Here is a 25,304-nt window from a genome sequence, read left to right on the forward strand (position 1 = left end):
CAATGGGTGACAAACAAATGCCATCGTGCAATTTGCAACCCTGGGCAAAATCCTGCATGCAAGATGCAAGCGGGCAAAGTAAAAATCGAGGCAAAAAAAAGAGCCCCGACAGATTGTGTGAAAACACACTGACAGGTCCTAGACCAAACGCCCCGACTTGTTCGGGGCGTTTGTTTTTGTGGTGAAAAAGGCTCTTCAGCCCATCAGTTGCATCATTTGCTTGGCACCCAGGACGCCGATCGCTCGCTTGAGATTGTAAGCGGTCACGGCCAGAGCCATTTCAGCTCTTGTGCCTTCGAGTTGTCGCAGCAAGAAACGCCCGTTCCCAAATAGCCATTGTTTGAGATTGCCAAACGGGTGTTCCACGATAGATCTACGCCGTTCCATCATCTCTGGATGCAGCTCCATCCGCTGCGCCATACGCTCAAAGGCTTCCTCTTGAGCGTGACGCGAGACATAGCGGCGCTTGGCCGTCGTGCATTGGGCTTTCAGCGCACACCCGGCACAGTCGCCGATTGCCGCCTGGTAGATCCGGTCACCCTTGTGACGCTGCTTCAGCGTTAGCCACTGACCTGCTGGGCACTGGTACCGATCCTGTTCGGCGTCGTAGGTAAAGTCCTTGCGCTCGAATAATGTCTCGCCGCCTGGGTTGGAGGTTCGGTTTGGCGGCACGTACGCGGTAATGGAGGCTTCCTCACACGCTTGGAACTGCTGGCCATTCGAGTAGCCCATATCAGCTGTCACGGTTAGCGCTTCCTGCCCCAGCTCAGCCTTGGCCGCTTTAGCCATGGGTTCAAGCTGCTTGCGGTCGTCACCCTCTTGCGTCACCTCATGATGCAAAATCAGGCAGTGCTCTGCGTCGACGGCGGTCTGCACGTATAGGCAACACGCGCTCCTTTGGGCGTGCGCATCATTCGGGCATCGCTTTCGTGCGTGTTGAACTGCTCCAGCCCCATCGATTTCATCAAGGCCTGGCAAGTGTGGTTGTCTTGCTGCTTGGCCTCAAGCTTCGCCAAGGCCGCTTTGATCGCTGCGCGATCTACCACTTGCTCGCCCTCAGACTTGTCAGCGGCATCCAGGTCAGCCAGGTATTGAGCGATCCGCTTATCCAGCTTCTCGTCCTGACGCTTGAGTTGATTCAAGTCCAAATGGCGTCGCGAAGAAGCAACTGCCTGAAACTTGCTCCCGTCGATGGCAACCAGGTCACCGGCAATCAAACCGGCAGCTCGGCAAAACTGCACAAAGGCCCGGCACGTCGTAACGAAAGCGACTTTGTTGTTCTTTCGGAAGTCAGCGATGGTCTTTGAAGTCAGGTTTGAGTCGGTTGATCAGCCACATCACCTCGATGTTGCGCTGGCACTCGGCTTCCAGACGCCGCGAGGAACGGATGCGCTGAAAATAGCCATAAAGGTAGAGTTTGAGCTGATCGGCGGGGTCGTAGGCTGGGCGCCCAGTGGCCTTCGGCTGGGCCTTTTCGAAGCCGAGCTGGCCCAGATCGAGCCTCGCGACATACAGGTCGATGACCCGTACGAGGTGATCTTCCGGGATCAGTTCCTCCAGCGAGACCGGGAACAGACTGGTCTGGCTGCGAGACTCTCCTTGTATGTAGGCCATAACGAAAAATGCTCCGTATCTTTCGATACGGAGCATTCTCTTAAAGGGCCGGGCAGATTGCTAGGTTTTCACACAATCTGCCGAAGGGCTCTTTCTTTTGTCGCCGAGGTTTAGACGCCGGAGGCCTTGGCAGCTGCCACGTCCTTGATCGACAGCTTGATACGGCCGCGGTTGTCCACGTCCAGTACCAGTACTTCGACTTCCTGGCCTTCCTTCAGAACGTCGGTGACCTTCTCCACGCGCTCGTTGCTGAGCATGGAGATGTGCACCAGGCCGTCCTTGCCCGGCAGGATGTTGACGAAGGCGCCGAAGTCGACGATACGCTCGACCTTGCCCACGTAGATCTTGCCGATCTCGGCCTCGGCAGTGATACCCAGGATGCGCTGCTTGGCAGCTTCAGCGGCTTCCTTGGTTTCGCCGAAGATCTTGATCGAGCCGTCGTCTTCGATGTCGATCGAAGCTTTGGTTTCCTCGCAGATGGCGCGGATGGTGGCGCCGCCCTTGCCGATGACGTCACGGATCTTGTCGGTGTCGATCTTCATGGCCAGCATGGTCGGGGCGTTGGCCGACAGCTCGCTGCGCGATTGGGCGATGATCTGGTTCATCTGGCCGAGGATGTTCAGGCGCGCTTCCAGGGCCTGGCCCAGGGCGATTTCCATGATCTCTTCGGTGATGCCGTTGATCTTGATGTCCATCTGCAGCGCGGTGACGCCCTTGGCGGTACCGGCAACCTTGAAGTCCATGTCGCCCAGGTGGTCTTCGTCACCCAGGATGTCGGTCAGGACCGCGAACTTGTCGCCTTCCTTGACCAGGCCCATGGCGATACCGGCAACCGGCGCCTTCATCGGTACACCTGCGTCCATCAGGGCCAGGGAAGCACCGCACACCGAGGCCATGGAGCTGGAGCCATTGGATTCGGTGATTTCCGACACCACGCGGATGGTGTACGGGAACTCGTCGTCGCTCGGCAGCATGGCCTGGACGCCACGACGAGCCAGACGGCCGTGGCCGATTTCGCGACGGCCGGCACCGCCCATGCGGCCGCACTCGCCGACCGAGAACGGTGGGAAGTTGTAGTGCAGCATGAAGGCGTCTTTCTTCTCGCCTTCGAGGGTGTCCAGCAGCTGGGCATCACGGGCAGTACCCAGGGTCGCGACGACCAGGGCCTGGGTTTCGCCACGGGTGAACAGGGCCGAACCATGGGTCTTGGGCAGAACACCGACTTCGATGTTCAGCGGGCGGACAGTGCGGGTGTCACGGCCATCGATACGCGGCTTGCCGTTGACGATGTTTTCGCGGACGGTGCGGTATTCCAGCTCGCCGAAGATGTCCTTGATCTGGCCGGCGGTCGGGCCGGTCTCTTCGTTGGACAGGCGGGCAACAGCCTGGTCGCGCAGCTCGCCCAGACGGTTGTAGCGGTCGGCCTTCAGGGTGATGGTATAGGCCTGAGAGATGGCCTCGCCGAACTCGGCACGCACCAGATTCAGCAGCTCGGTGTTGGCAGCAGGTGCTTGCCAGTCCCAGGTCGGCTTGCCGGCCTCGGCAGCCAGTTCCTTGACGGCCTGGATCACGGCCTGGAACTCGTCGTGGGCGAACAGCACGGCGCCCAGCATCTGGTCTTCGGTCAGTTCCTTGGCTTCGGACTCGACCATCAGTACGGCGGACTCGGTACCGGCGACGACCATGTCCAGGCTGGACGCTTGCAGTTGCTCGTAGGTGGGGTTCAGCAGGTAGCCGGTGCTTTCATGGAAGGCGACGCGTGCTGCGCCGATCGGGCCTTCGAACGGAATACCAGAGATGGCCAGGGCAGCCGAGGTACCGATCATCGCAGCGATGTCCGGGTCGGTCTTCTTGCTGGTGGAAACCACGGTGCAGACGACCTGCACTTCGTTCATGAACCCTTCAGGGAACAGGGGGCGGATCGGACGGTCGATCAGGCGCGAGGTCAGGGTTTCCTTTTCGGAAGGACGGCCTTCACGCTTGAAGAAGCCACCCGGGATCTTGCCGGCGGCGTAGGTCTTTTCCTGGTAGTGGACAGACAGCGGGAAGAAACCCTTGCCTGGATCGGCCTGCTTGGCACCGACCACGGTCACCAGCACGGTGACATCGTTATCGACGGTGACCAGTACAGCACCGGTGGCCTGACGGGCGATACGGCCTGTCTCGAGAGTAACGGTCGACTGACCGAACTGGAACGTCTTGATTACCGGGTTCACGGTTTCCTACCTTTTTCAGTGGCTCTGGGGGGAACTTGTTCTTGCGAATTCTTGGGCAGAACGGGGAATCGGCCCCATTGACCGTCCAGATACAACACGAGGCTGGGAGCCTGACCGCCGGGCGGAAAATCCGCTCAGCACAGCCAGGCTGCCAACCTCGGAGATACGCGTGGCGTGCCTGACGCGAATGCTGCCAGGCAGCATTCCCGAAACATGCGACACGCCATGCACACCACTGGCCAGGACGCTATTAGCGACGCAGGCCCAGGCGACCGATCAGGGCGCTGTAACGAGTGGTGTCTTTGCCCTTCAGGTAGTCCAGCAGCTTACGACGCTGGTTGACCATACGGATCAGGCCACGACGGGAGTGGTGGTCTTTCTCGTTGGCCTTGAAGTGGCCTTGCAGCTTGTTGATGTTGGCGGTCAGCAGAGCAACCTGCACTTCCGGGCTACCGGTATCGCCGGCGGCTTGCTGGTATTCGGCAACGATCTGAGCTTTTTCTTCGACGCTGAGGGCCATTTGGCTTCTCCTGATAAACGGATCCCGCGAACGGTCTCCAATAGGCCAGGGACAAGTCCCTGTATTAATGAGAAGAGGAGTGACCGTGCCTATTGACAGCCACCCTCGGTTCCGCAGGTTTCGGCCGGGGCCTCGGCCTGCGATTTCGATCATTCCGACCGAATCAGTCGACGCGGCGCAATACGCCCGTCTTCGCTCACTTCACCGATACCGATGAAGCGTGCATTGTGATCCTGTACCCGGACCATGCCGAACTGCGGGGCATCCGGGGCGCGAACAGCCTGGCCATGCAGCCAGTAGAACGCACTGTGCTCGGAGAGACGCACCAGCGGCCAGTCCTGCAACCCACTGTCGGACGGCATCAGGAAGCGATCGAGCGCTTCGTTGCCGCCGTCTGCATGGGCCTGCTCAAGGGCCTCGAGGGTCACGGTCTGGGCCAGTTCGAACGGGCCGGCCTGGGTACGGCGCAATTCGGCGACATAGGCACCACAGCCCAGCGCCTCACCGATATCCTCCACCAGGGTGCGGATATAGGTGCCTTTGCTGCAACCAACCGACAGGCGAACCCGGGTGCCTTCGCACTCGAGCAACTCCAAGCGGCTAATAGTAACAGAACGCGCCTCGCGCTCCACTACCTCTCCTGCACGCGCCAGTTTGTACAACGGCTGGCCGTCACGCTTGAGGGCCGAGTACATCGGCGGAATCTGGCTGATTTGACCGCGAAAACGCGGCAGCACGGCCTCGATGTCGGCACGACCAACGGTCACCTCGCGGGTCTGCAGAACTTCGCCCTCGGCATCGCCGGTGCTGGTCGTCTGCCCCAACTGCATGACCGTCTCGTAGCCCTTGTCGGAATCGAGCAGGTACTGGGAGAACTTGGTGGCTTCGCCGAAGCACAGCGGCAGCACGCCGGTGGCCAAGGGGTCGAGACTGCCAGTGTGGCCGGCCTTTTCGGCATTGAGCAGCCAACGGACTTTCTGCAAGGCGGCGTTGGAGGTGAACCCCAGCGGCTTGTCCAGCAGGATGATGCCGCTGACATTGCGGCGGATTCGTTTGACCTGGGCCACCGGTTACTCCTCGGCGTCCGCTTTGTCGGCATCCTTGTGCAGGCGATCCTCAGCCACGGCCCGCTCGATCAGCGCCGACAGGTGGGCACCCCGGCTGACACTTTCATCGAAGTGGAAGTGCAGCTGCGGCACGCTACGCAATTGCATGACACGGCCCAAGTGCAGGCGCAGGAAGCTTGCGGCGCTGTTGAGCGCCTTGAGCGTCTGCTGCACGGCATCGGCACCGTCCTGGCCCATGACGGTAATGAAGACCTTGGCATGGCCCAGGTCGCGACTGACATCCACGGCGGTGATGGTCACCAGGCCAACTCGCGGATCCTTGACTTCACGACGGATCAGCTCGGCCAGCTCACGCTGCATCTGATCGCCGATGCGTTGGGTACGGCTATATTCTTTTGCCATTCTTGCTACCTGTAACTAAAGCGGCAAACGCCCGGACAGGCTCAAGCCTGACCGGGCGCTACCTTCAGAGGCGCTGCCAGCCGCCCTGGGGCGGGGGCTGCGCCACGCTCGCCCCTTACAGGGTACGAGCCACCTGGACTTTCTCGAAGACTTCGATCTTGTCGCCGACCTTGACGTCGTTGTAGCTCTTGACGCCGATACCGCACTCCATGCCGTTACGCACTTCGGAGGCGTCGTCCTTGAAGCGACGCAGCGATTCCAGTTCGCCTTCGAAGATCACCACGTCTTCGCGCAGTACGCGGATCGGACGGTTGCGGTACACGGTACCTTCAATGACCATGCAGCCGGCAATGGCGCCGAACTTCGGCGAGCGGAACACGTCACGCACTTCGGCGACGCCCAGGATGTTCTCGCGAACATCGCTGCCGAGCATGCCGGTCAGTGCCTTCTTGACGTCTTCGATGATGTCGTAGATCACGTTGTAGTAACGCATATCCAGACCTTCCTGCTCGACGATCTTGCGCGCACCGGCATCGGCACGCACGTTGAAGCCGAACAGCACCGCGTTGGACGCCAGGGCCAGGTTGGCATCGCTCTCGGTGATACCACCGACACCGCCGCCGACCACACGGACCTGCACTTCGTCGTTGCCCAGGCCGCTGAGCGAGCCCTGCAGCGCTTCGAGGGAACCGCGAACATCGGTCTTGAGGACGATGTTGAGGGTCTTCTTCTCTTCCTGACCCATGGTCTCGAAGATGTTTTCCAGCTTGCCGGCGTGGGCACGGGCCAGCTTGACCTCGCGGTACTTGCCTTGACGGAACAGGGCAACCTCGCGGGCCTTCTTCTCGTCGGCGACCACGGACATCTCGTCACCGGCTTCAGGCGTGCCATCCAGGCCGAGGATCTCGACCGGGATCGCCGGGCCAGCTTCCTTCACAGGTTTGCCGTTTTCGTCGAGCATGGCACGCACGCGGCCATAGTTCGAGCCGACCAGGACCATGTCGCCCTGACGCAGGGTACCGTCCTGAACCAGGATGGTCGCCACCGGGCCACGGCCCTTGTCCAGGCGCGACTCGACCACGACACCACGACCTGGAGCGGTCGGGGTAGCGGTGAGCTCGAGAATCTCGGCCTGCAGCAGCACGGCTTCGAGCAGTTCGTCGACGCCGGTACCCATCTTCGCGGAGACCTTGACGAACGGGGTATCGCCACCCCAGTCCTCGGAGGTCACGCCTTCGACGGCCAGCTCGTTACGGATGCGGTCGATATCGGCACCCGGCTTGTCGATCTTGTTCACCGCGACCACCAGCGGAACGCCGGCAGCCTTGGCGTGCTGTACCGCTTCGCGGGTCTGCGGCATCACGCCGTCGTCCGCCGCCACCACCAGGATGACGATGTCGGTGGCCTTGGCACCACGGGCACGCATCGCGGTAAACGCGGCGTGGCCCGGGGTGTCGAGGAAGGTGACCATGCCGCGGTCGGTTTCCACGTGGTAGGCACCGATGTGCTGGGTGATACCACCGGCCTCGCCAGCGGCAACCTTGGCACGACGGATATAGTCGAGCAGCGAGGTCTTACCGTGGTCGACGTGGCCCATGACGGTCACGACCGGTGCACGCGGCTCGACTTCACCTTCGAACTTCAGCGATTCGGCCAGGGAGTCTTCCAGGGCGGTGTCGCTGATCAGGGTTACCTTGTGGCCCAGTTCCTCGGCTACCAGCTGGGCGGTTTCCTGGTCGAGCACCTGGTTGATGGTGACCGGGGTACCCAGCTTGAACATGAACTTGACGACTTCAGCAGCCTTGATCGACATCTGCTGCGCCAGTTCCGAAACCGTGATGGTCTCACCGATGGTCACGTCACGGATGACTGGACCGGTCGGGTTCTGGAAGCCGTGCTGGTTGCGCTTCTTCGGCTTGCCCTTGCCACCGCGACCGCGACGGAAACCATCGCTCTCTTCGTCGGTGGTACGAGGCGCTGCGCGAGGCGTAGGCGCTTTTTCCTTTTCCTTGACCTTGACCTTGATCGAAACGCGCGGGGCTTCGCCACGGCGCTCGCCACCCCCGCGACGGTCGTCGTCACGGGTACGGCTTTCGTTGCGGCGGGTCTCGTCCTTCTTGCGCTCGGCGGCACGGGCCGCTGCGTCTTCGGAGACCGGGGCCTCGGCCACTACCGGTGCGGCAACAGGCGCCGGAGCCGGCTCAGCCTTGGCCGCAGGGGCCGCGGACGCGGTTTCGGCAGCCTGGCGACGAGCCTGCTCTTCGGCGCGCTGGCGCGCTTCAGCGTCGGCTTTCTCGCGAGCAGCGTTTTCGGCTGCACGACGCTCTTCCAGCTCACGCTTCTGCTCAGCCTGGATTTCTTCCGGGCTGCGCTGCACGAATACTTTCTTCTTGCGTACTTCTACGCTGATGCTCTTGCTACCGGCGACACGCAGGGTGCTGGTGGTCTTGCGCTGCAAGGTGATCTTGCGCGGCTCTTCCGCCTTGCTCTTGTGGCTGCTCTTCAAATGAGTCAACAGAACCTGCTTTTCATTGTCGGTCACTACCTGACCGGCGTCGGTGTGCGGCAGACCTGCCTCACGCATCTGCTGCAGCAGGCGCTCTACCGGTGCCTCGACCTCTTGGGCCAGCTCTTTCACCGTGACTTGCGTCATGCACTTCTCTCCTCAGGCCACGCCTAATTACTCGAACCAGTGGGCTCGGGCGGCCATGATCAACTTGCCGGCACGCTCTTCGTCGATGCCGTCGATGTCGAGCAGATCGTCAATCGACTGCTCGGCCAGGTCTTCGCGGTTAACCACGCCGCGCACCGCCAGTTCCGCCGCCAGGTCCTTGTCCATGCCCTCGAGGGAGAGCAGGTCGTCGGCCGGGTGGGCGTCTGCCAGTTTTTCTTCGGTAGCGATGGCCTTGGTCAACAAACGGTCCTTGGCACGAGCGCGAAGCTCATTGACGATGTCCTCGTCAAAGCCATCGATGTTGAGCATTTCTTCCAACGGTACGTAGGCAATTTCTTCGAGGCTGGTAAAGCCTTCGTCGACCAGCACTTGGGCCAGCTCCTCGTCGACTTCCAGTTCCTCGATAAAGTTGCGCAGGATGTCGCCGGTTTCTGCTTGTTGCTTGGCCTGGATATCCTTTTCGGTCATCACGTTCAGGGTCCAGCCGGTCAGCTGACTGGCCAGGCGAACGTTCTGACCGCCACGGCCAATGGCCTGGGCCAGGTTGTCTTCGGCGACGGCAATGTCCATCGCATGGGCGTCCTCGTCAACGATGATCGCTGCAACCTCGGCAGGCGACATGGCGTTGATGACGAATTGCGCCGGGTTCTCGTCCCACAGGACGATATCCACACGCTCACCGCCCAGCTCGCCGGATACGGCCTGGACGCGCGAACCGCGCATGCCGATGCAGGCACCTTGCGGGTCGATGCGCTTGTCCTTGGAGCGGACGGCGATCTTGGCACGCGACCCCGGATCACGGGAGGCGGCCATGACTTCGATGAGGCCTTCGGCGATTTCCGGCACTTCGATGCGGAACAGCTCGATCAGCATCTGAGGCGCGGTGCGCGACAGGATCAGCTGCGGGCCGCGGTTCTCGGTGCGGATCTCCTTGAGCAGTGCGCGCAGGCGCACGCCGACACGGAAGGTCTCACGTGGAATGATGTCTTCACGGGCCAGCAACGCTTCGGCGTTGTTGCCCAGGTCGACGATGACGTTGTCGCGGGTCACCTTCTTGACCGTGCCGGAGATGATCTCGCCAACACGTTCGCGGTAGGCGTCGACCACCTGGGCGCGCTCGGCTTCGCGAACCTTCTGCACGATCACCTGTTTGGCGGTCTGGGCGGCGATGCGGCCGAATTCGATCGACTCGATCTTCTCCTCGATCACGTCACCGACCTTGGCATCCGGGTGGGTCTCGTGGATCTTGCTCAACCAGGTCTCGATTGCCGGATCGTCCAGATCGGCTTCGTCAACCACGGTCCAGCGACGGAAGGTCTCGTAGCTACCGGTGTGGCGGTTGATTTCCACACGCAGGTCGACTTCGTCCTCAAAACGTTTTTTGGTTGCAGTGGCCAGAGCCACTTCCAGCGCTTCGAAAATGACGCCGGGCGGTACACCTTTTTCGTTGGATACCGATTCAACAACCAGCAGTACTTCTTTGCTCATCGTACGCCTCGCCTTGCGCAAGCCATTGGGCCCGGATAGTCCGCCGGGCCCGGCACGTCTCAGTCAAAACTGGGAATAATATTGGCCTTGTCGATCGAGTCGATCGGCAGCAGGAATTCATGGTTGTCCACCTGGACCACCACATCCTGGTCCTCCACGCCGCGGAGAAGGCCCTGGAAGTTACGACGACCTTCGAAGGGCGTACGCAGCTTGATCTTCACTTGTTCGCCGGCATGCGAGGCAAACTGTTCCAGAGTGAACAGCGGGCGGTCCATGCCAGGAGAGGACACCTCAAGGGTATATTCGTTGGTGATCGGGTCTTCCACATCGAGGATGGCGCTGGCCTGGCGACTGACCGCTTCGCAGTCGTCCACCAGGATCCCGCCTTCCTTGTCGATGTAGATACGCAGTACCGAATGCTTACCCTGGGAAACGTACTCGATCCCCCAGCATTGATAGCCCAGACCCTCGACCACCGGGGCCAACAAGGCCTGCAACTGTTCTAGCTTGCTCGACACCTGAACCCCCTCGTGCATGCTGTGCAAATAAAAAATGGGCAAAGCGCCCATCCCTGAAAGCGCCGTTGGACAACGACGCGAAGAACTGTTCAGCTAGCAAAAAGCCCCTGAAAAGGGGCTCCGCTGAAGCTGGTTGCGGGGGCTGGATTTGAACCAACGACCTTCGGGTTATGAGCCCGACGAGCTACCAAGCTGCTCCACCCCGCGACAAAGCTGGGGCGAAAGTATAAGACCGAACCCGTTACAGGGTCAATCCGACCTCCACCTGCAAGAAAGCCCGCTAAAGCGGGCTCTCATGCTTCAATTGGTACCGAGAAGGGGACTCGAACCCCTACACCCTATGGGCACAACCACCTCAAGGTTGCGTGTCTACCAATTCCACCACCTCGGCAATACTACTTCTTGAAACCCGTTACTTCTGCTCGTCGGTTGGAGGAGGTACATCACCAGCGTTGGTGGTTTCGCTCTTCTTCTCCTGGAGCACCGGTACATCATCATTTACTGCCGGCTTCTGCTCTTTGACTTCCAGCACTGCTGGATCTGGCAGACCTGCTTGAGTCAGCTGATGAGCTTTCTCTTTAGCGAAGTATCCTAACCCAAGAGCAGTCAAAAAGAAAGTGGCAGCAAGTATAGCAGTAACTTTACTCAAAAAGGTAGCGGAACCTTGGCTTCCGAACACAGTATTTGAAGCACCTGCGCCGAAAGATGCACCTGCTTCCGCACCTTTACCCTGTTGCAGCAACACGAACACTACGAGTGCCACGGCCGCCAACAGATGAAAAACAACTACGACTGTTTCCAGCATTTGTTCAGTTTCCTGCGGCGCGACAAATTGCACCGAATTCGTCTGCGTTCAGGGACGCTCCACCAATGAGCCCCCCATCGATATCCGGCATGCCGAACAGTTCGGCCGCATTGGCCGCCTTCACACTGCCGCCGTAGAGAAGCTGCACGTTCTGGGCAACTTCAGCGTCCAGCGCCGCCAACTGCGCCCGAATGGCTGCATGCACATCCTGGGCTTGCTGGGGCGAGGCCGTCAGACCTGTGCCGATGGCCCAAACAGGCTCATAGGCGATTACTGCGTTGGCAAAAGCGGCAACACCGAACGCGTCGATGATACTGCTCAATTGACGCCCAACGACTTCGAGCGTCTTGCCTGCCTCGCGCTCCTCGAGGGTTTCCCCTACGCAGAGCACGGGCTTCAAACCACTTGCCTGGGCGGCTGCGAACTTGCGGTTGAGCACTTCGTCATTCTCGCCAATGACTTGGCGACGCTCCGAATGCCCGATCAACACAAGCTTGCAACCCACCTCAGCTAGCTGAGCCGGTGAGATCTCCCCGGTCAGCGCGCCCTGTTCGGGCTGTACAGCAGAATTCTGGGCTCCGACGATGATCCCCTTCCCTTGCAGCCCATCAATCACTTGATTGATGAACAGGGCCGGTGGAAACACCGCGACTTCCACACCGCTCGGCAGGGCCAGATTGCTCAAGCCCTCGGTCAGCTCAGCGACGCTGGCGCGGGTACCGTGCATCTTCCAGTTACCAGCTACCATGGGGCGACGCATGCTTTACCTCGTCGGTCAAAGTGGGCGCAGATCTTACCCAACCCGAACTGTGCTGGCAAGCGTCTTTCAGGCACAAACTTCGCCAACCAGCTTGGCCAATGCCTCGGCATGGCCACGGACCTGGTTTTCGTCGTCACCTTCGACCATCACGCGCACCAATGGCTCGGTGCCAGACTTGCGCAGCAGCACCCGGCCGCGACCGGCCATGGCCTCGGTGACCTTGGCACTGGCCTCCTGCACGGCGGGATTTTCCAGCGGGTCGTCCTTGCCCGCGCCGAAACGCACATTGATCAACACCTGAGGGCACTTGCGCAGCCCCTGGCGCGCCTGGGCCAGGGTCTCGCCGCGACGCTTGAGCGCCATCAGCACCTGCAGCGCCGCGATGATCGCATCACCCGTGGTGGTGTGATTGCCACACACCACATGCCCGGAGTTCTCGCCTCCCAGCTGCCAGTCGCGCTCGAGCAGCTCGGCCATCACGTAGCGGTCGCCGACCTTGGCACGGGCGAACGGGATATCGAGGTCCTTGAGCGCAAGCTCCAGGCCCAGGTTGCTCATCAAGGTACCCACCACCCCGCCCTGCAGGCGACCACGCTCCTTGGCGTCACGGGCAATGATATACAGCAGCTCGTCACCGTCGACGATGGCACCGGTGTGATCGACCATCAGCACACGGTCACCGTCACCGTCAAAGGCGATGCCCAGGTCCGCATGGCCTACCAGTACGGCAGCCTGCAGCGACTCGATATGGGTCGAACCGCAGCCTTCGTTGATATTCAGGCCGTCAGGCTGGGCGTGCAGCACGGTGACTTCGGCGCCAAGCTCACGGAAGACGCTTGGCGCCACCTTGTAGGTCGCACCATGGGCGCAATCGACCACCAGCTTGAGCCCGTCGAAGCTGGTGCTGCTCGGCACGCTGCTCTTGCAGAACTCGATGTAGCGACCGGCCGCGTCGTTGATACGCGACACCTTGCCCAGCTTGCTCGACTCGACCACGGTCATGGGCTGGTCGAGCAACTCCTCGATCATCAGCTCGACTTCGTCGGGCAGCTTGGTGCCCTGGCCGGAGAAGAACTTGATGCCGTTGTCATCGTGCGGGTTATGCGAAGCGCTGATGACGATACCGGCTTCGGCGTGGAAGGTACGCGTCAGGTAGGCGATCGCCGGCGTCGGCATCGGCCCCAGCAGCAACACATCAGCACCCGCCGCGGACAAGCCGGCCTCGAGGGCGGACTCGAACATGTAGCCGGAGATGCGCGTGTCCTTGCCCACCAGTACGCGGCAATTGCCCTGCTTGCGGAAGGCCATGCCCGCCGCCCAGCCCAGCTTCAGCATGAAGTCGGGAGTGATCGGGTATTCGCCGACGCGGCCACGGATGCCGTCGGTACCAAAGTATTTTCTGCTCATAGGGACTCCAATGTTCTTATTCGGCGTTCTGCACCGCGGCAATCATGCGTACCACGTCGACGGTTTCAGCCACGTCGTGCACGCGCAGGATGCTCGCACCCTTGGCCATGGCCAGCGCGGCCAGCGCCAGGCTGCCGTAAAGCCGCTCACCGACAGGACGATCCAGCGTCAGGCCGATCATGCTCTTGCGCGAGACCCCGACCAGCAACGGGCGCCCCAGGCGGTAGAGCACTTCCATGTGTTTGAACAGGCTCAGGTTATGCTCGAGCGTCTTGGCGAAACCGAAGCCCGGATCGAGGATGATCCGCTCGGCGTCGATTCCGGCGGCCGCGCATGCCGCCATCCGCTCTTCAAGATAGCGCGTCACATCCACGGACACATCGTCGTAGTGTGGATTGTCCTGCATGTTGCCCGGCTCGCCACGCATGTGCATCAGGCACACCGGCAACCCGGTAGCCGCGGCGGCATCCAGCGCGCCGTCGCGCTCCAGGGCGCGCACATCGTTGATCAGGCCTGCGCCCAGGCGGGCCGACTCGCGCATGACGGCTGGCGTAGACGTGTCGACCGAGATGACCACGTCAAGGCGGCTGTTGATCGCCTCGACCATGGGCGCCACGCGCTCCAGCTCCTCGGTGGGCGAAACCGCCCGCGCCCCAGGGCGGGTGGACTCTCCACCGATGTCGATCAGGGTCGCGCCGGCCGCCACCATCGCTTCGGCGTGGCGCAAGGCTTCGTCACGTTGACTGAAGCGCCCGCCATCGGAGAAGGAATCGGGGGTGACATTGAGGATACCCATGACATGGGTACGGGACAAATCAAGAACCCGGTTGCCGCAAGGCAACCGGGTCGGGTACTGCTTTGAAGTCATAGATGCCCTTAGTGTTGAGCCGCAGGACCGCCGATCGGCGACTCCGGGCGATCACCCTGGGAGGCCTGGTTGCCGGAGGTACCGGCGTCGTTGTCCCAGTCACGCGGTTCACGCGGCGTACGGCCGGCCATGATGTCGTCGATCTGGTCGGCATCGATGGTCTCGTACTTCATCAGGGCCTCGGCCATGGCGTCGAGCTTGTCGCGGTTGTCGGTCAGGATCTGCTTGGCCGTGGCGTAGCAGTGATCGATGATGCTGCGCACCTCGGAGTCGATCAGCTTGGCCGTCTCACCCGACACGCTGGCATGCTGGCTCGCCGCGCTGCGGCCGAGGAACACCTCGCCCTCCTCCTCGGCATACATCAGCGGGCCGAGCTTCTCGGACAGGCCCCACTTGGTAACCATGTTCCGGGCGATCTGACTCGCGCGCATGATGTCGTTGGAAGCACCGGTGGTGACGCCGTCGAAGCCCAGGGTCATTTCCTCAGCGATACGGCCGCCATACAACGAGCAGATCTGGCTGATGAGCGCGCGTTTGGACAGGCTGTAGCGATCTTCCTCGGGAAGGAACATGGTCACGCCCAGCGCACGACCGCGCGGGATGATCGAAACCTTGTACACCGGGTCGTGCTCGGGAACGAGGCGACCGACGATGGCATGGCCCGCCTCGTGGTAGGCCGTGTTCTGCTTTTCCTTCTCGGACATGACCATGGTCTTGCGCTCGGCACCCATCATGATCTTGTCCTTGGCCAGCTCGAACTCCTTCATCTCGACCAGGCGCTTGCTGGCGCGAGCGGCGAACAGCGAGGCCTCGTTGACCAGGTTGGCGAGGTCGGCACCGGAGAAACCGGGGGTACCGCGGGCGATGACGGCCGCGTTGACGTTCTCGCCGACCGGCACCTTGCGCATATGCACCTTGAGGATCTGCTCACGGCCACGGATATCCGGCAGGCCGACCACCACCTGGCGGTCAAAGCGGCCAGGACGCAGCAGCGCAGGGTCCAGGACATCCGGACGGTTGGTGGCGGCGATCACGATGATGCCGTCGTTCATCTCGAAGCCGTCCATCTCCACCAGCAACTGGTTGAGGGTCTGCTCGCGCTCGTCGTGACCACCGCCCATGCCGGCACCACGATGGCGACCCACGGCATCGATCTCGTCGATGAAGATGATGCAAGGCGCGTGCTTCTTCGCCTGCTCGAACATGTCACGGACGCGGCTGGCACCCACGCCGACGAACATCTCGACGAAGTCGGAACCGGAAATGGTGAAGAACGGCACCTTGGCCTCGCCTGCGATGGCCTTGGCCAGCAGGGTCTTACCGGTACCGGGCGGGCCGACCATCAGTACGCCACGCGGAATGCGGCCACCCAGGCGCTGGAACTTGCCCGGGTCGCGCAGGAACTCGACCAGTTCGCCGACCTCCTCCTTGGCCTCGTCGCAACCGGCGACGTCAGCCAGGGTGGTCTTGACCTGGTCTTCGGACAACAGGCGCGCCTTGCTCTTGCCGAAGCTCATCGGGCCGCCCTTGCCGCCCGCGCCACCCTGCATCTGGCGCATGAAGAACATGAATACGGCAATGATCACCAGGATCGGGAAGCTGGCCACCAGCAACTGGGTCCAGATGCTCTGCTGCTCAGGTTGCTTGCCTTCGACGGTGACATGGTTGTCGACCAAGTCGCCGATCAGGCCGTTGTCGGTGATGGCCGGGCGGATGGTCTTGAAGTTGTCACCGTCGGTGCGCTTGCCGGTAATGACATAGCCGTCGACGGTGACACGCTCGACCTTACCGTCCTTGACCTGCTGAATGAAGTCGGAGTAGTTGAGGGTCTGCGGCTCGTTCGGGCTGGAGAAGTTGTTCATCACCGTCACGAGGACTGCCGCGATGATCAACCACAGGATCAAATTCTTTGCCATGTCGTTCAATTAGCTACCCTCTGAGGCCGGCGCACGACGCTGCCGTGCCTCGCATGATATTCACCGCCCTAACTTACTACATTACCTACGCATCCGCAGGCGCCGTCTGTAACCCTTTGTGAAAGCTAGACTACACGAAGTTCGGACGATCCTGACGGAACCGCCGATTGGAAATAACTATCGGAGGCCCCGCAAAACGTCACTCACGCCCCTTTGAAGCCGCGCCCCAACAGGTACTGTTCGCGGGAACGATCCCGGGAGGACGAAGGCTTGCGCATCTGTACCTTGTCGAACTTGCTGCGTACATCCTTGAGGTACTGGTCGAAGCCCTCACCCTGGAAGATCTTGATCAAGAAGTCCCCACCAGGGCGCAATACGCGGGTCGCGAGATCCAGGGCCAGCTCACAGAGGAACATGGCGCGCGGCATGTCCACGGCGGGCGTACCACTCATATTGGGGGCCATGTCGGAAATCACAAGGTCCACGTGCGAATCGCCCACCGCCTCGAGGATGCGCTGGAGCACTTCATCCTGGGTAAAATCGCCCTGGATAAAGGTAACGTCGGGGATCGAGTCCATTTCCAGGATGTCCGAAGCGATCAGGCGCCCTTGCCCGCCGATCAGACGACTGGTCACCTGTGACCAGCCTCCCGGGGCTGCGCCCAGGTCGATCACGCTCATGCCAGGGCGGATCAATTTGTCCTTTTCCTGGATCTCCAGCAGTTTGTAGCTCGCGCGCGAGCGGTAGCCGTCCTTTTGCGCCTGCTTGACGAAAGGATCGTTGAAATGCTCTCTCAGCCAGTTATGGCTGCTCTTGGAACGTTGCGCCACAGGGCACCTCGATGATATGCGTCGTGATTGACTGGGCGGAGCCAGTGGCCCTCGGGTAAAATGGCCACCAATTTTACAGAATCAGACGAAAAGGGTCAGATTATGCCGCTCAATAACGAGCAGAAGAAACAATACAAATCGATTGGTCACGACCTGAAGCCGGTCCTGATCGTCGCGGGCAATGGTTTGAACGAAGGCGTGGTCGCCGAACTGGAGCGCGCCCTGACCGATCACGAACTGATCAAGGTCGAGATCCGCTCGGAAGACCGTGAAGAGCGTGCCGCCGCCATCACGGAACTGTGCAAGGCCGGCCGTGCCGAGCTGGTACAGACTATCGGCAAGAAGGCGCTGATCTACCGCAAGAACCCGCAGCCGAACAAGCAACTGTCCAACATCCACCGTTACAAGTAACGGTACGGACGCAACCGTACAAACCTGTGGGAGCCGGCTTGCCGGCGATCACCGGCGCAGCCGGGGCCAAGTACTGCGATGCCTTCATCGCCGGCAAGCCGGCTCCCACAAAGGCATGGATAGCCAGGTCAATGGCGCGATTTTCGCGCCCTGACCGGAACGGGCTGGGCCACCAGCACGATGCCGGAAAAGCCCAGCACCAGGAAACAGAACATCTGCCACCGCTCGCCCACGGAGATCCCGTAGCGCAGTGTGTAGTAGCCGACGCAGGCACCGAAGCCGAGCAATAGCATCTGGCCACGGAACTGCCGCCACCAGGCCGAAAGGCCATCCACCCTCGCCAATACCGCCAGCTGGGTCATCAGGCCGAGCAACGCGACGCCGATCAACCAGCGGTCGATCTGCGCAGCCACGTCCTGCACGAGCAATGGCGCAAGGCCGGTCACCTTGAGCGCCGGCACCAGCCCTACATGAAATACCCATAGGCCGCCGACCCAGAAGACCTGGGCCAGCTGCCAGAGGATCCCTTCGAGGGATGGCGCCCGCGGATGCCGGTCAGATGTGCTTGACTTCGACAATCTCGTACTCGACCGTGCCGTTTGGTGTCTTGACGACAACGGTGTCACCTTCTTCCTTGCCGATGATGGCACGGGCGATCGGCGCACTGTTCGAGAGTTTGCCTTTCTTTACGTCCGCCTCGTCCTCGCCCACGATCTGGTAGGTCACCTGATCGCCGGTCTCGGTATTCTCAAGGTCCACGGTGGTCCCGAAGATCACCTTGCCGGTGTGCGCAATGGTGGTGACATCGATCACCACCGAGTTCTGCAGGCGACCCTCGATGTCACGGATACGCGCCTCGACCATACCCTGCTCCTCGCGGGCGGCATGGTATTCGGCGTTTTCCTTCAGGTCACCCAGCTCACGCGCCTCGCCAATCGCCTGGCTCAGGCGCGGGCGCTCGGTCTTGCTCAAGAAGAGCAGTTCCTCTTCCAGGGCGCGAGCGCCCTGGACGGTCATTGGGTACTTGGTAATGCTCATGCGTTCAATCCTGCGTGCAGATCCTGCAAGCGACGAACGGTCTTCTCGGGACCGAATTTCAGCGCTTCACAGATGGCTTCACCTGCCGCAATGGTCGTGGTGCAGTAGATTTTGTGCTGCAGCGCATTGCGACGAATCGAGTAGGAATCGGCGATCGACTGACGGCCTTCGGTGGTGTTGATGATCAGTGACACTTCGTCGTTCTTGATCATATCGACCACATGCGGGCGACCTTCGGTCACCTTGTTCACGCGGCGCACCTTCAGGCCTGCCGCCTCGATAACCTTGGCGGTGCCCGCGGTAGCGACCACTTCGAAGCCCAGGGCGATCAGGTCGCGGGCGACACCGGCCACTTGTGGCTTGTCGTCATCGCGCACGCTGATGAACGCGGTACCGCTGCAAGGCAGGATTTCGCTGGCGCCCATCTGGGCCTTGGCGAAGGCTTCACCGAAGCTGTCGCCGACACCCATGACTTCACCGGTGGATTTCATCTCAGGGCCGAGGATCGGGTCAACACCTGGGAACTTGGCGAACGGGAAGACGGCTTCCTTGACGCTGTAGAAGTTCGGGATGATTTCCTTGGTGAAGCCCAGCTCCTTCAACGACTTGCCGGCCATGACACGGGCCGCGATCATCGCCAGCGAAGTACCGATGCACTTGGAGACGAACGGCACGGTACGCGAAGCGCGTGGGTTGACCTCGATCACGTAGATCTTGTCGCCCTGCAGGGCCAGCTGCACGTTCATCAGGCCGACCACGCCCAGCTCCAGGGCCATCTTGCGGACCTGCTCGCGGACTTCGTCCTGGACATTGGCCGGAAGCGAGTACGGCGGCAGCGAGCACGCGGAGTCACCGGAGTGCACGCCGGCCTGCTCGATGTGCTGCATGATCGCGCCGATCACCACGTCGGTACCGTCGCAGACCGCATCCACGTCCATCTCGATGGCGCAGTTAAGGAAGTGGTCGAGCAGTACCGGGCTGTCGTTGGACACTTGGACCGCTTCACGCAGGTAGCGCTTGAGCTCGTCCAGCTCGTAAACGATTTCCATGGCACGGCCACCCAACACGTAGGACGGACGCACCACCAGCGGATAGCCGATGTCGCCAGCGGCGCGAATGGCTTCGTCTTCGCTGCGCACGGTGGCGTTTGGCGGCTGGCGCAGGTTCAAGCGCTGGACCATCTGCTGGAAACGCTCACGGTCTTCGGCACGGTCGATGGCGTCCGGGCTGGTACCGATGATCGGCACGCCGGCTTCTTCCAACGCGCGCGCCAGTTTCAGCGGGGTCTGGCCGCCGTAGTGGACGATAACGCCTTTTGGCTTCTCGACACGGCAGATTTCCAGCACGTCTTCCAGGGTCAGCGGCTCGAAGTACAGGCGGTCGGAGGTGTCGTAGTCGGTGGAGACGGTTTCCGGGTTGCAGTTGACCATGATGGTCTCGTAACCGTCTTCGCGCAGCGCCAGGGCTGCGTGCACGCAGCAGTAGTCGAACTCGATGCCTTGGCCGATACGGTTCGGGCCACCGCCGAGGATCATGATCTTGTCGCGGGTCGACGGGTTGGCCTCGCACTCTTCCTCATAGGTGGAGTACAGGTAGGCGGTGTCGGTGGCGAACTCGGCGGCGCAGGTGTCGACGCGCTTGTAGACCGGCAGCACCTCCAGCTTGTGGCGGTGACGGCGCAGGTTCTTGTCGGTCACGCCCAGCAGCTTGGCCAGACGCTGGTCGGAGAAGCCCTTGCGCTTGAGGCGCAGCATCAGTGCCTTGTCGATGGCGGCCAGACCCAGGGTCTTGACCTTCTCTTCTTCCTGGATCAGGTCTTCGATCTGCACCAGGAACCAGTGGTCGATCTTGGTCAGGGCGAAGATTTCGTCACGGCTCATGCCGGCACGGAAGGCATCGGCGACATACCAGATACGCTCGGCGCCCGGCACGGTCAGCTCACGCTTGAGGATGCTCATGGCTTCCGGGTTGGCCAGGTCGACCTTCGGGTCCAGGCCGCAGGCGCCGACTTCCAGGCCGCGCAGGGCTTTCTGCATGGACTCCTGGAAGGTACGGCCGATGGCCATGACCTCACCCACGGACTTCATCTGGGTGGTCAGGCGGGCATCGGCTTTCGGGAACTTCTCGAAGGCGAAGCGCGGCAGTTTGGTGACCACGTAGTCGATGGAAGGCTCGAAGGATGCCGGGGTACGACCGCCGGTGATGTCGTTCTGCAGCTCGTCGAGGGTGTAGCCGACGGCCAGCTTGGCGGCGATCTTGGCGATCGGGAAGCCGGTGGCCTTCGAGGCCAGGGCCGAGGAACGCGATACCCGCGGGTTCATCTCGATCACGACCATGCGGCCGGTGTTCGGGCAGATACCGAACTGCACGTTGGAACCACCGGTTTCGACGCCGATTTCACGCAGCACCGCCAGCGAGGCGTTGCGCATGATCTGGTATTCCTTGTCGGTCAGGGTCTGCGCCGGAGCGACAGTGATCGAGTCGCCGGTGTGCACGCCCATCGGGTCGAAGTTCTCGATGGAGCAGACGATGATGCAGTTATCCTTCTTGTCGCGGACAACCTCCATCTCGTATTCCTTCCAGCCGATCAGCGATTCGTCGATCAGCAGCTCCTTGGTCGGCGACAGGTCCAGGCCGCGGGCACAGATTTCTTCGAATTCTTCACGGTTGTAGGCGATACCACCACCGGTGCCGCCCATGGTGAACGACGGGCGGATGATGCAGGGGAAGCCCAGGCGCTCGAGCACCGCATTGGCTTCTTCCATGCTGTGGGCGATACCGGAACGCGGGCACTCCAGGCCGATGGCCTTCATCGCCTGGTCGAAACGCGAACGGTCTTCGGCCTTGTCGATGGTGTCGGCATTGGCGCCGATCATTTCCACGCCGAACTTCTCCAGCACGCCGTGGCGCTCGAGGTCCAGGGCGCAGTTCAGGGCGGTCTGGCCACCCATGGTCGGCAGCAGCGCGTCCGGGCGCTCCTTTTCGATGATCTTGGCCACCGATTGCCATTTGATCGGCTCGATGTAGGTGGCGTCGGCCATGGCCGGGTCGGTCATGATGGTGGCCGGGTTGGAGTTCACCAGGATGACGCGGAAGCCTTCCTCGCGCAGGGCCTTGCAGGCCTGGGCGCCGGAATAATCGAATTCACAGGCCTGGCCGATCACGATCGGGCCGGCGCCGAGAATCAGGATGCTTTTGATGTCTGTACGTTTTGGCATGGGTTGTCACTCAAATCCGCGGGTCAGTCGGCAAGCCGTCTTGAACAATCTGGGTCAGGCGCTTCCGGGCGCGGCGCAAGCCGCCCCGGGGCCTTGATGCAGGATGCTCAGCGGCGCTTGGCCATGGCATCGATGAAACGATCGAACAGTGGCGCGACGTCGGTCGGGCCTGGGCTCGCTTCAGGGTGGCCCTGGAAGCTGAACGCGCTCTTGTCGGTACGCTCGATACCCTGCAGGGTGCCGTCGAACAGCGACTTGTGGATGGCGCGAACGTTGCCCGGCAGGGTGGCTTCGTCGACGGCGAAACCGTGGTTCTGGCTGGTGATCATGACCACGCCGCTGTCCAGATCCTGGACCGGGTGGTTGGCACCGTGGTGGCCGTGGCCCATTTTCATGGTCTTGGCGCCGGAGGCCAGGGCCAGCAGCTGGTGACCCAGGCAGATACCGAAGACCGGAATGTCGGTCTCGAGGATGTCCTTGATCGCCTGGATCGCGTAGTCGCACGGCTCGGGGTCGCCAGGGCCGTTGGAGAGGAACACGCCATCAGGGTTCAGGGCCAGGACTTCGCTGGCTGGGGTCTGGGCCGGCACCACGGTCAGGCGGCAGCCACGGGCGACCAGCATGCGCAGGATGTTCAGCTTGACGCCGTAGTCATAGGCCACCACGTGGTAGGGCAGGTCGGCCGCTTCCAGGGTCGGATGGCTGTCGGTTTCCAGGTTCCACACGCTGGAGCGCCACTCGTAGCGATCCTTGGTGGACACTTCCTTGGCCAGGTCCATGCCCTTGAGGCCCGGGAAGGCGCGGGCAGCGGCGATGGCGGCTTCTTCGCTGATGTCGTCACCGGCCAGGATGCAGCCGTTCTGAGCGCCTTTTTCGCGCAGGATACGGGTCAGGCGGCGGGTGTCGATGCCGGCGATGGCCACGACGTTGTTGGCTTTCAGGTATTCAGGCAGCGACTGGGTGTTGCGCCAGTTGCTGGCCAGCAGCGGCAGGTCGCGGATGACCAGGCCGGCGGACCAGACGCGGTTGGACTCAGCGTCTTCAGGGGTAGTGCCGGTGTTGCCGATGTGCGGGTAAGTCAGGGTGACGATTTGCTGGGCATAGGAAGGGTCTGTAAGGATTTCCTGGTAGCCGGTCATAGCGGTGTTGAACACCACCTCACCAACGGTTTGACCGTCGGCTCCGATGGCTTCACCGCGAAAAATGCTGCCATCGGCAAGGGCGAGTATGGCTGGCTTAGTCAAGAAGACCTCCCGTAAATCAAGCCTGAAAGGGCGATCGCAGGTTGCAAAAAAGCGGAATGACGTATGGACACGTCACCCCGCTTTTATGCTGAATTTGTCTGCGCGCTTTTAGTGGACACACTAAAGCTGTAGCTTACAGAAAATTACGTTTTAGGTCTACCGCGTATGTGTCTCTGAAACACAGGAATGCGACAGGCGATGCCAGTCTCTTGCAGGAGCGGGCCGAGCCCGCCCTACAAAGACGGCGATGCGATCAACGCAGTTCGAGCACATCCTGCATGTCGTACAGACCCGGCTCGCGCCCATCCAGCCACAGCGCGGCACGCACCGCCCCCTTGGCGAAGGTCATGCGGCTGGAGGCCTTGTGGGTGATCTCGACGCGCTCGCCTTCCGCGGCGAACAGCACGGTGTGGTCACCCACCACGTCGCCGGCCCGCACCGTGGCGAAACCGATGGTCCGGCGATCACGGGCACCGGTCTGGCCTTCGCGCCCATAGACCGCCACTTCACCCAGGTCACGCCCCAGCGCCTGGGCCACCACCTCGCCCATGCGCAGCGCGGTACCGGACGGCGCATCGACCTTGTGCCGGTGGTGCGCTTCGATGATTTCGATGTCCACCTCATCACCCAGCACCCGCGCCGCAGTATCCAGCAACTTCAGGCACAGGTTGACGCCTACGCTGAAGTTGGCAGCGAAGACAATCGGGATCTCCTTGCCCGCCTCAGCCAGCAGTTCCTTCTCTTCCGGCGTGAAGCCGGTGGTACCGATCACCATGGCCTTGCCCGCCTTGCGGCAGAACGCCAGGTTCTTCAGGGTCACCGAGGGGTGAGTGAAGTCGATCAGCACGTCGAACTCGTCGGCGACCTTGGCCAGGTCACCACAGATCTCCACGCCGATGCGCCCCAGCGCTGCCAGCTCACCCGCATCGGCCCCGACCAGGGTGCTGTCGGGGCGATCGATCGCCGCCGTCAGGCCCGCCTGGGGCGCCTGTTGCTGCACGGCCTCGACGAGGGTCTTGCCCATCCGCCCCGCCGCGCCCATCACTGCAATACGTCGCATAACCTGTTCCTTGTCAGAGATCGCCGAAGAAGCGCTTCACACCCTCGAACCAGCCGCTGGCCTTGGGCGAATGGGAGCTGTCGCCCTGGAGTGAGTCACGCAGTTCCTCGAGCAGCTCGCGCTGGCGGCGGCTCAGGTTGACCGGCGTTTCCACCGCCACACGGCACAGCAGGTCGCCCGCCGCACCACCACGCACCGGGGCCACGCCCTTGCCGCGCAGGCGGAACTGCTTGCCGGTCTGGGTACCTTCCGGGATCTTGAGCTTGACCCGGCCATCGAGGGTCGGCACCTCCAGCTCGCCGCCCAGGGCGGCATCGGTGTAGCTGATCGGCACTTCGCAGTACAGGTGCTTGCCGTCGCGCTGGAAGATCGCGTGCTCACGCACATTGATGACCACGTACAGGTCACCGGTCGGACCCCCATGGGTACCCGCCTCGCCCTCGCCAGAGAGGCGGATGCGATCGCCGGTGTCGACACCGGCCGGCACCTTGACCGACAGGGTCTTGTATTCCTCGACACGGCCTTCGCCATGGCAGGACGAGCATGGGTCGGTGATGATCTTGCCCTGGCCATGGCAGCGCGGACAGGTCTGCTGCACGGAGAAGAAGCCCTGCTGCATGCGCACCTGGCCGATACCGCCGCAGGTCGGGCAGGTCGCCGGAGCGGAGCCCTTCTTCGCACCGGAGCCATCGCACGGTTTGCAGTTGACCAGCGTCGGCACGCGAATGCTGACCGTGGTGCCACGCACCGCCTCCTCGAGGTTCAGCTCCAGGGTGTAACGCAGGTCGCTGCCGCGCTGGGCACCGCCACGTCCACCACCCCGACCACCGCCGAAGAAGTCACTGAACACATCACCGAAGATGTCGGAGAAGTTGGCACCACCGAAACCTGCACCACCGCCACCCATGCTCGGATCGACGCCAGCATGGCCATACTGGTCGAACGCTGCGCGCTTGCTCGCATCAGACAGCACTTCGTAGGCCTCGTTGGCCTCCTTGAACTTGTCTTCCGACTCTTTATCGCCCGGGTTGCGGTCCGGGTGGTACTTCATCGCCAACCGGCGATAGGCTTTTTTGAGGTCTGCTTCGCTGGCGCCGCGCTCGACACCCAGTACCTCATAATAATCACGCTTGGACATAGGTCATTTGCACCTTGTTGGGCGTCTGGCATCTGCGCCACGCCATCAACACCTGCCGCCGCTCGGCGCTGACAGATGCTGTAAAAATTCTCGAATTCCAGATACGCCAA

General features: G+C 61.8%; 23 protein-coding genes and 2 tRNA genes. 2 read left to right on the forward strand and 23 right to left on the reverse strand.

From position 1 onward, the window contains the following. Nucleotides 1–195 precede the first annotated feature (195 nt). Nucleotides 196–978: a transposase gene (locus tag ACNFCI_RS14925; RefSeq protein ID WP_368829985.1), complete on the reverse strand. Its 783-nt coding sequence runs from the start codon at nucleotides 976–978 to the stop codon at nucleotides 196–198. Between ACNFCI_RS14925 and ACNFCI_RS14930 the strand changes: the two genes are divergently transcribed. Beyond that, nucleotides 930–1,307, forward strand: a complete 378-nt coding sequence (locus ACNFCI_RS14930) for a hypothetical protein (protein ID WP_368829988.1) — start codon at nucleotides 930–932, stop codon at nucleotides 1,305–1,307. The genes ACNFCI_RS14925 and ACNFCI_RS14930 overlap by 49 nt on opposite strands. On the opposite strand, the gene ACNFCI_RS14935 is transcribed toward ACNFCI_RS14930, so the two are convergent. The 16 genes from ACNFCI_RS14935 to rlmE all read right to left on the reverse strand — a co-directional run bounded on the left by ACNFCI_RS14935 (nucleotide 1,291) and on the right by rlmE (nucleotide 17,085). Then, entirely contained in the window at nucleotides 1,291–1,614 is a 324-nt protein-coding gene (locus tag ACNFCI_RS14935; RefSeq protein ID WP_368829984.1) for a transposase, read from the reverse strand. The two genes, ACNFCI_RS14930 and ACNFCI_RS14935, sit on opposite strands and share 17 nt — an antisense overlap. A 110-nt stretch (nucleotides 1,615–1,724) precedes the next feature. After that, nucleotides 1,725–3,830, reverse strand: a complete 2,106-nt coding sequence (gene pnp, locus ACNFCI_RS14940; RefSeq protein WP_084855473.1) for a polyribonucleotide nucleotidyltransferase — start codon at nucleotides 3,828–3,830, stop codon at nucleotides 1,725–1,727. A gap of 250 nt (nucleotides 3,831–4,080) precedes the next feature. Next, nucleotides 4,081–4,350: a 30S ribosomal protein S15 gene (gene rpsO, locus ACNFCI_RS14945; RefSeq protein WP_011532144.1), complete on the reverse strand. Its 270-nt coding sequence runs from the start codon at nucleotides 4,348–4,350 to the stop codon at nucleotides 4,081–4,083. Nucleotides 4,351–4,499: 149 nt separating this feature from the next. After that, nucleotides 4,500–5,417: a tRNA pseudouridine(55) synthase TruB gene (gene truB / locus ACNFCI_RS14950; RefSeq protein WP_368829983.1), complete on the reverse strand. Its 918-nt coding sequence runs from the start codon at nucleotides 5,415–5,417 to the stop codon at nucleotides 4,500–4,502. A gap of 3 nt (nucleotides 5,418–5,420) precedes the next feature. After that, complete coding sequence (rbfA, locus tag ACNFCI_RS14955; protein ID WP_084855475.1) at nucleotides 5,421–5,819, reverse strand: 30S ribosome-binding factor RbfA; 399 nt, start codon at nucleotides 5,817–5,819, stop codon at nucleotides 5,421–5,423. Nucleotides 5,820–5,934: 115 nt separating this feature from the next. After that, nucleotides 5,935–8,472: a translation initiation factor IF-2 gene (gene infB / locus ACNFCI_RS14960; protein WP_084855476.1), complete on the reverse strand. Its 2,538-nt coding sequence runs from the start codon at nucleotides 8,470–8,472 to the stop codon at nucleotides 5,935–5,937. A 27-nt stretch (nucleotides 8,473–8,499) separates the two neighbouring features. After that, entirely contained in the window at nucleotides 8,500–9,981 is a 1,482-nt protein-coding gene (gene nusA / locus ACNFCI_RS14965; protein ID WP_070092245.1) for a transcription termination factor NusA, read from the reverse strand. A gap of 59 nt (nucleotides 9,982–10,040) precedes the next feature. Then, on the reverse strand, nucleotides 10,041–10,499 hold the full coding sequence (gene rimP, locus ACNFCI_RS14970; RefSeq protein WP_043210161.1) for a ribosome maturation factor RimP: 459 nt from the start codon (nucleotides 10,497–10,499) through the stop codon (nucleotides 10,041–10,043). 130 nt (nucleotides 10,500–10,629) lie between these two features. Continuing rightward, a tRNA-Met gene (locus ACNFCI_RS14975) sits at nucleotides 10,630–10,706 on the reverse strand. A gap of 98 nt (nucleotides 10,707–10,804) precedes the next feature. Next, nucleotides 10,805–10,890, reverse strand: a tRNA-Leu gene (locus ACNFCI_RS14980). Nucleotides 10,891–10,911: 21 nt separating this feature from the next. Continuing rightward, nucleotides 10,912–11,304, reverse strand: coding sequence for a preprotein translocase subunit SecG (gene secG, locus ACNFCI_RS14985; RefSeq protein ID WP_084855477.1), 393 nt, complete (start codon nucleotides 11,302–11,304; stop codon nucleotides 10,912–10,914). A gap of 4 nt (nucleotides 11,305–11,308) precedes the next feature. Next, nucleotides 11,309–12,064: a triose-phosphate isomerase gene (tpiA, locus tag ACNFCI_RS14990; RefSeq protein ID WP_368829982.1), complete on the reverse strand. Its 756-nt coding sequence runs from the start codon at nucleotides 12,062–12,064 to the stop codon at nucleotides 11,309–11,311. 66 nt (nucleotides 12,065–12,130) lie between these two features. Next, nucleotides 12,131–13,471, reverse strand: coding sequence for a phosphoglucosamine mutase (gene glmM / locus ACNFCI_RS14995; protein WP_324818005.1), 1,341 nt, complete (start codon nucleotides 13,469–13,471; stop codon nucleotides 12,131–12,133). Nucleotides 13,472–13,487: 16 nt separating this feature from the next. Continuing rightward, entirely contained in the window at nucleotides 13,488–14,339 is an 852-nt protein-coding gene (gene folP / locus ACNFCI_RS15000; protein ID WP_084855480.1) for a dihydropteroate synthase, read from the reverse strand. Between the two features lie 8 nt (nucleotides 14,340–14,347). Then, nucleotides 14,348–16,255, reverse strand: a complete 1,908-nt coding sequence (ftsH, locus tag ACNFCI_RS15005; protein WP_084855481.1) for an ATP-dependent zinc metalloprotease FtsH — start codon at nucleotides 16,253–16,255, stop codon at nucleotides 14,348–14,350. Between the two features lie 203 nt (nucleotides 16,256–16,458). Further along, nucleotides 16,459–17,085: a 23S rRNA (uridine(2552)-2'-O)-methyltransferase RlmE gene (gene rlmE, locus ACNFCI_RS15010; protein WP_084855482.1), complete on the reverse strand. Its 627-nt coding sequence runs from the start codon at nucleotides 17,083–17,085 to the stop codon at nucleotides 16,459–16,461. A 102-nt stretch (nucleotides 17,086–17,187) separates the two neighbouring features. Here rlmE and yhbY point away from each other — a divergent pair, with 102 nt between their 5' ends. Beyond that, nucleotides 17,188–17,496 (forward strand): ribosome assembly RNA-binding protein YhbY, encoded by a 309-nt coding sequence (yhbY, locus tag ACNFCI_RS15015; RefSeq protein WP_368829981.1) that lies wholly within the window; start codon nucleotides 17,188–17,190, stop codon nucleotides 17,494–17,496. A gap of 128 nt (nucleotides 17,497–17,624) precedes the next feature. Here yhbY and ACNFCI_RS15020 read toward each other — a convergent pair whose 3' ends face one another. The 6 genes from ACNFCI_RS15020 to dnaJ form a co-directional block, all read right to left on the reverse strand. Beyond that, entirely contained in the window at nucleotides 17,625–18,074 is a 450-nt protein-coding gene (locus ACNFCI_RS15020) for an MFS transporter (RefSeq protein WP_084855484.1), read from the reverse strand. Further along, entirely contained in the window at nucleotides 18,052–18,534 is a 483-nt protein-coding gene (gene greA, locus ACNFCI_RS15025) for a transcription elongation factor GreA (RefSeq protein WP_003258067.1), read from the reverse strand. Before greA ends, ACNFCI_RS15020 begins: the two co-directional genes overlap by 23 nt. Then, nucleotides 18,531–21,752: a carbamoyl-phosphate synthase large subunit gene (gene carB, locus ACNFCI_RS15030; RefSeq protein WP_084855485.1), complete on the reverse strand. Its 3,222-nt coding sequence runs from the start codon at nucleotides 21,750–21,752 to the stop codon at nucleotides 18,531–18,533. The genes greA and carB overlap by 4 nt, the downstream gene beginning before the upstream one ends. 107 nt (nucleotides 21,753–21,859) lie before the next feature. Further along, the gene (carA, locus tag ACNFCI_RS15035) at nucleotides 21,860–22,996 is read right to left on the reverse strand and encodes a glutamine-hydrolyzing carbamoyl-phosphate synthase small subunit (protein ID WP_084855486.1); all 1,137 of its coding nucleotides are present in this window, start codon (nucleotides 22,994–22,996) and stop codon (nucleotides 21,860–21,862) included. Between the two features lie 253 nt (nucleotides 22,997–23,249). Beyond that, nucleotides 23,250–24,056, reverse strand: a complete 807-nt coding sequence (gene dapB, locus ACNFCI_RS15040; protein WP_368829980.1) for a 4-hydroxy-tetrahydrodipicolinate reductase — start codon at nucleotides 24,054–24,056, stop codon at nucleotides 23,250–23,252. Nucleotides 24,057–24,069: 13 nt separating this feature from the next. After that, complete coding sequence (gene dnaJ, locus ACNFCI_RS15045; protein WP_084855488.1) at nucleotides 24,070–25,194, reverse strand: molecular chaperone DnaJ; 1,125 nt, start codon at nucleotides 25,192–25,194, stop codon at nucleotides 24,070–24,072. Between the last annotated feature and the right edge of the window lie 110 nt (nucleotides 25,195–25,304).

The sequence above is a fragment of the Pseudomonas sp. NY15356 genome (assembly GCF_048068175.1).
Lineage (GTDB): Bacteria > Pseudomonadota > Gammaproteobacteria > Pseudomonadales > Pseudomonadaceae > Aquipseudomonas > Aquipseudomonas putida_K.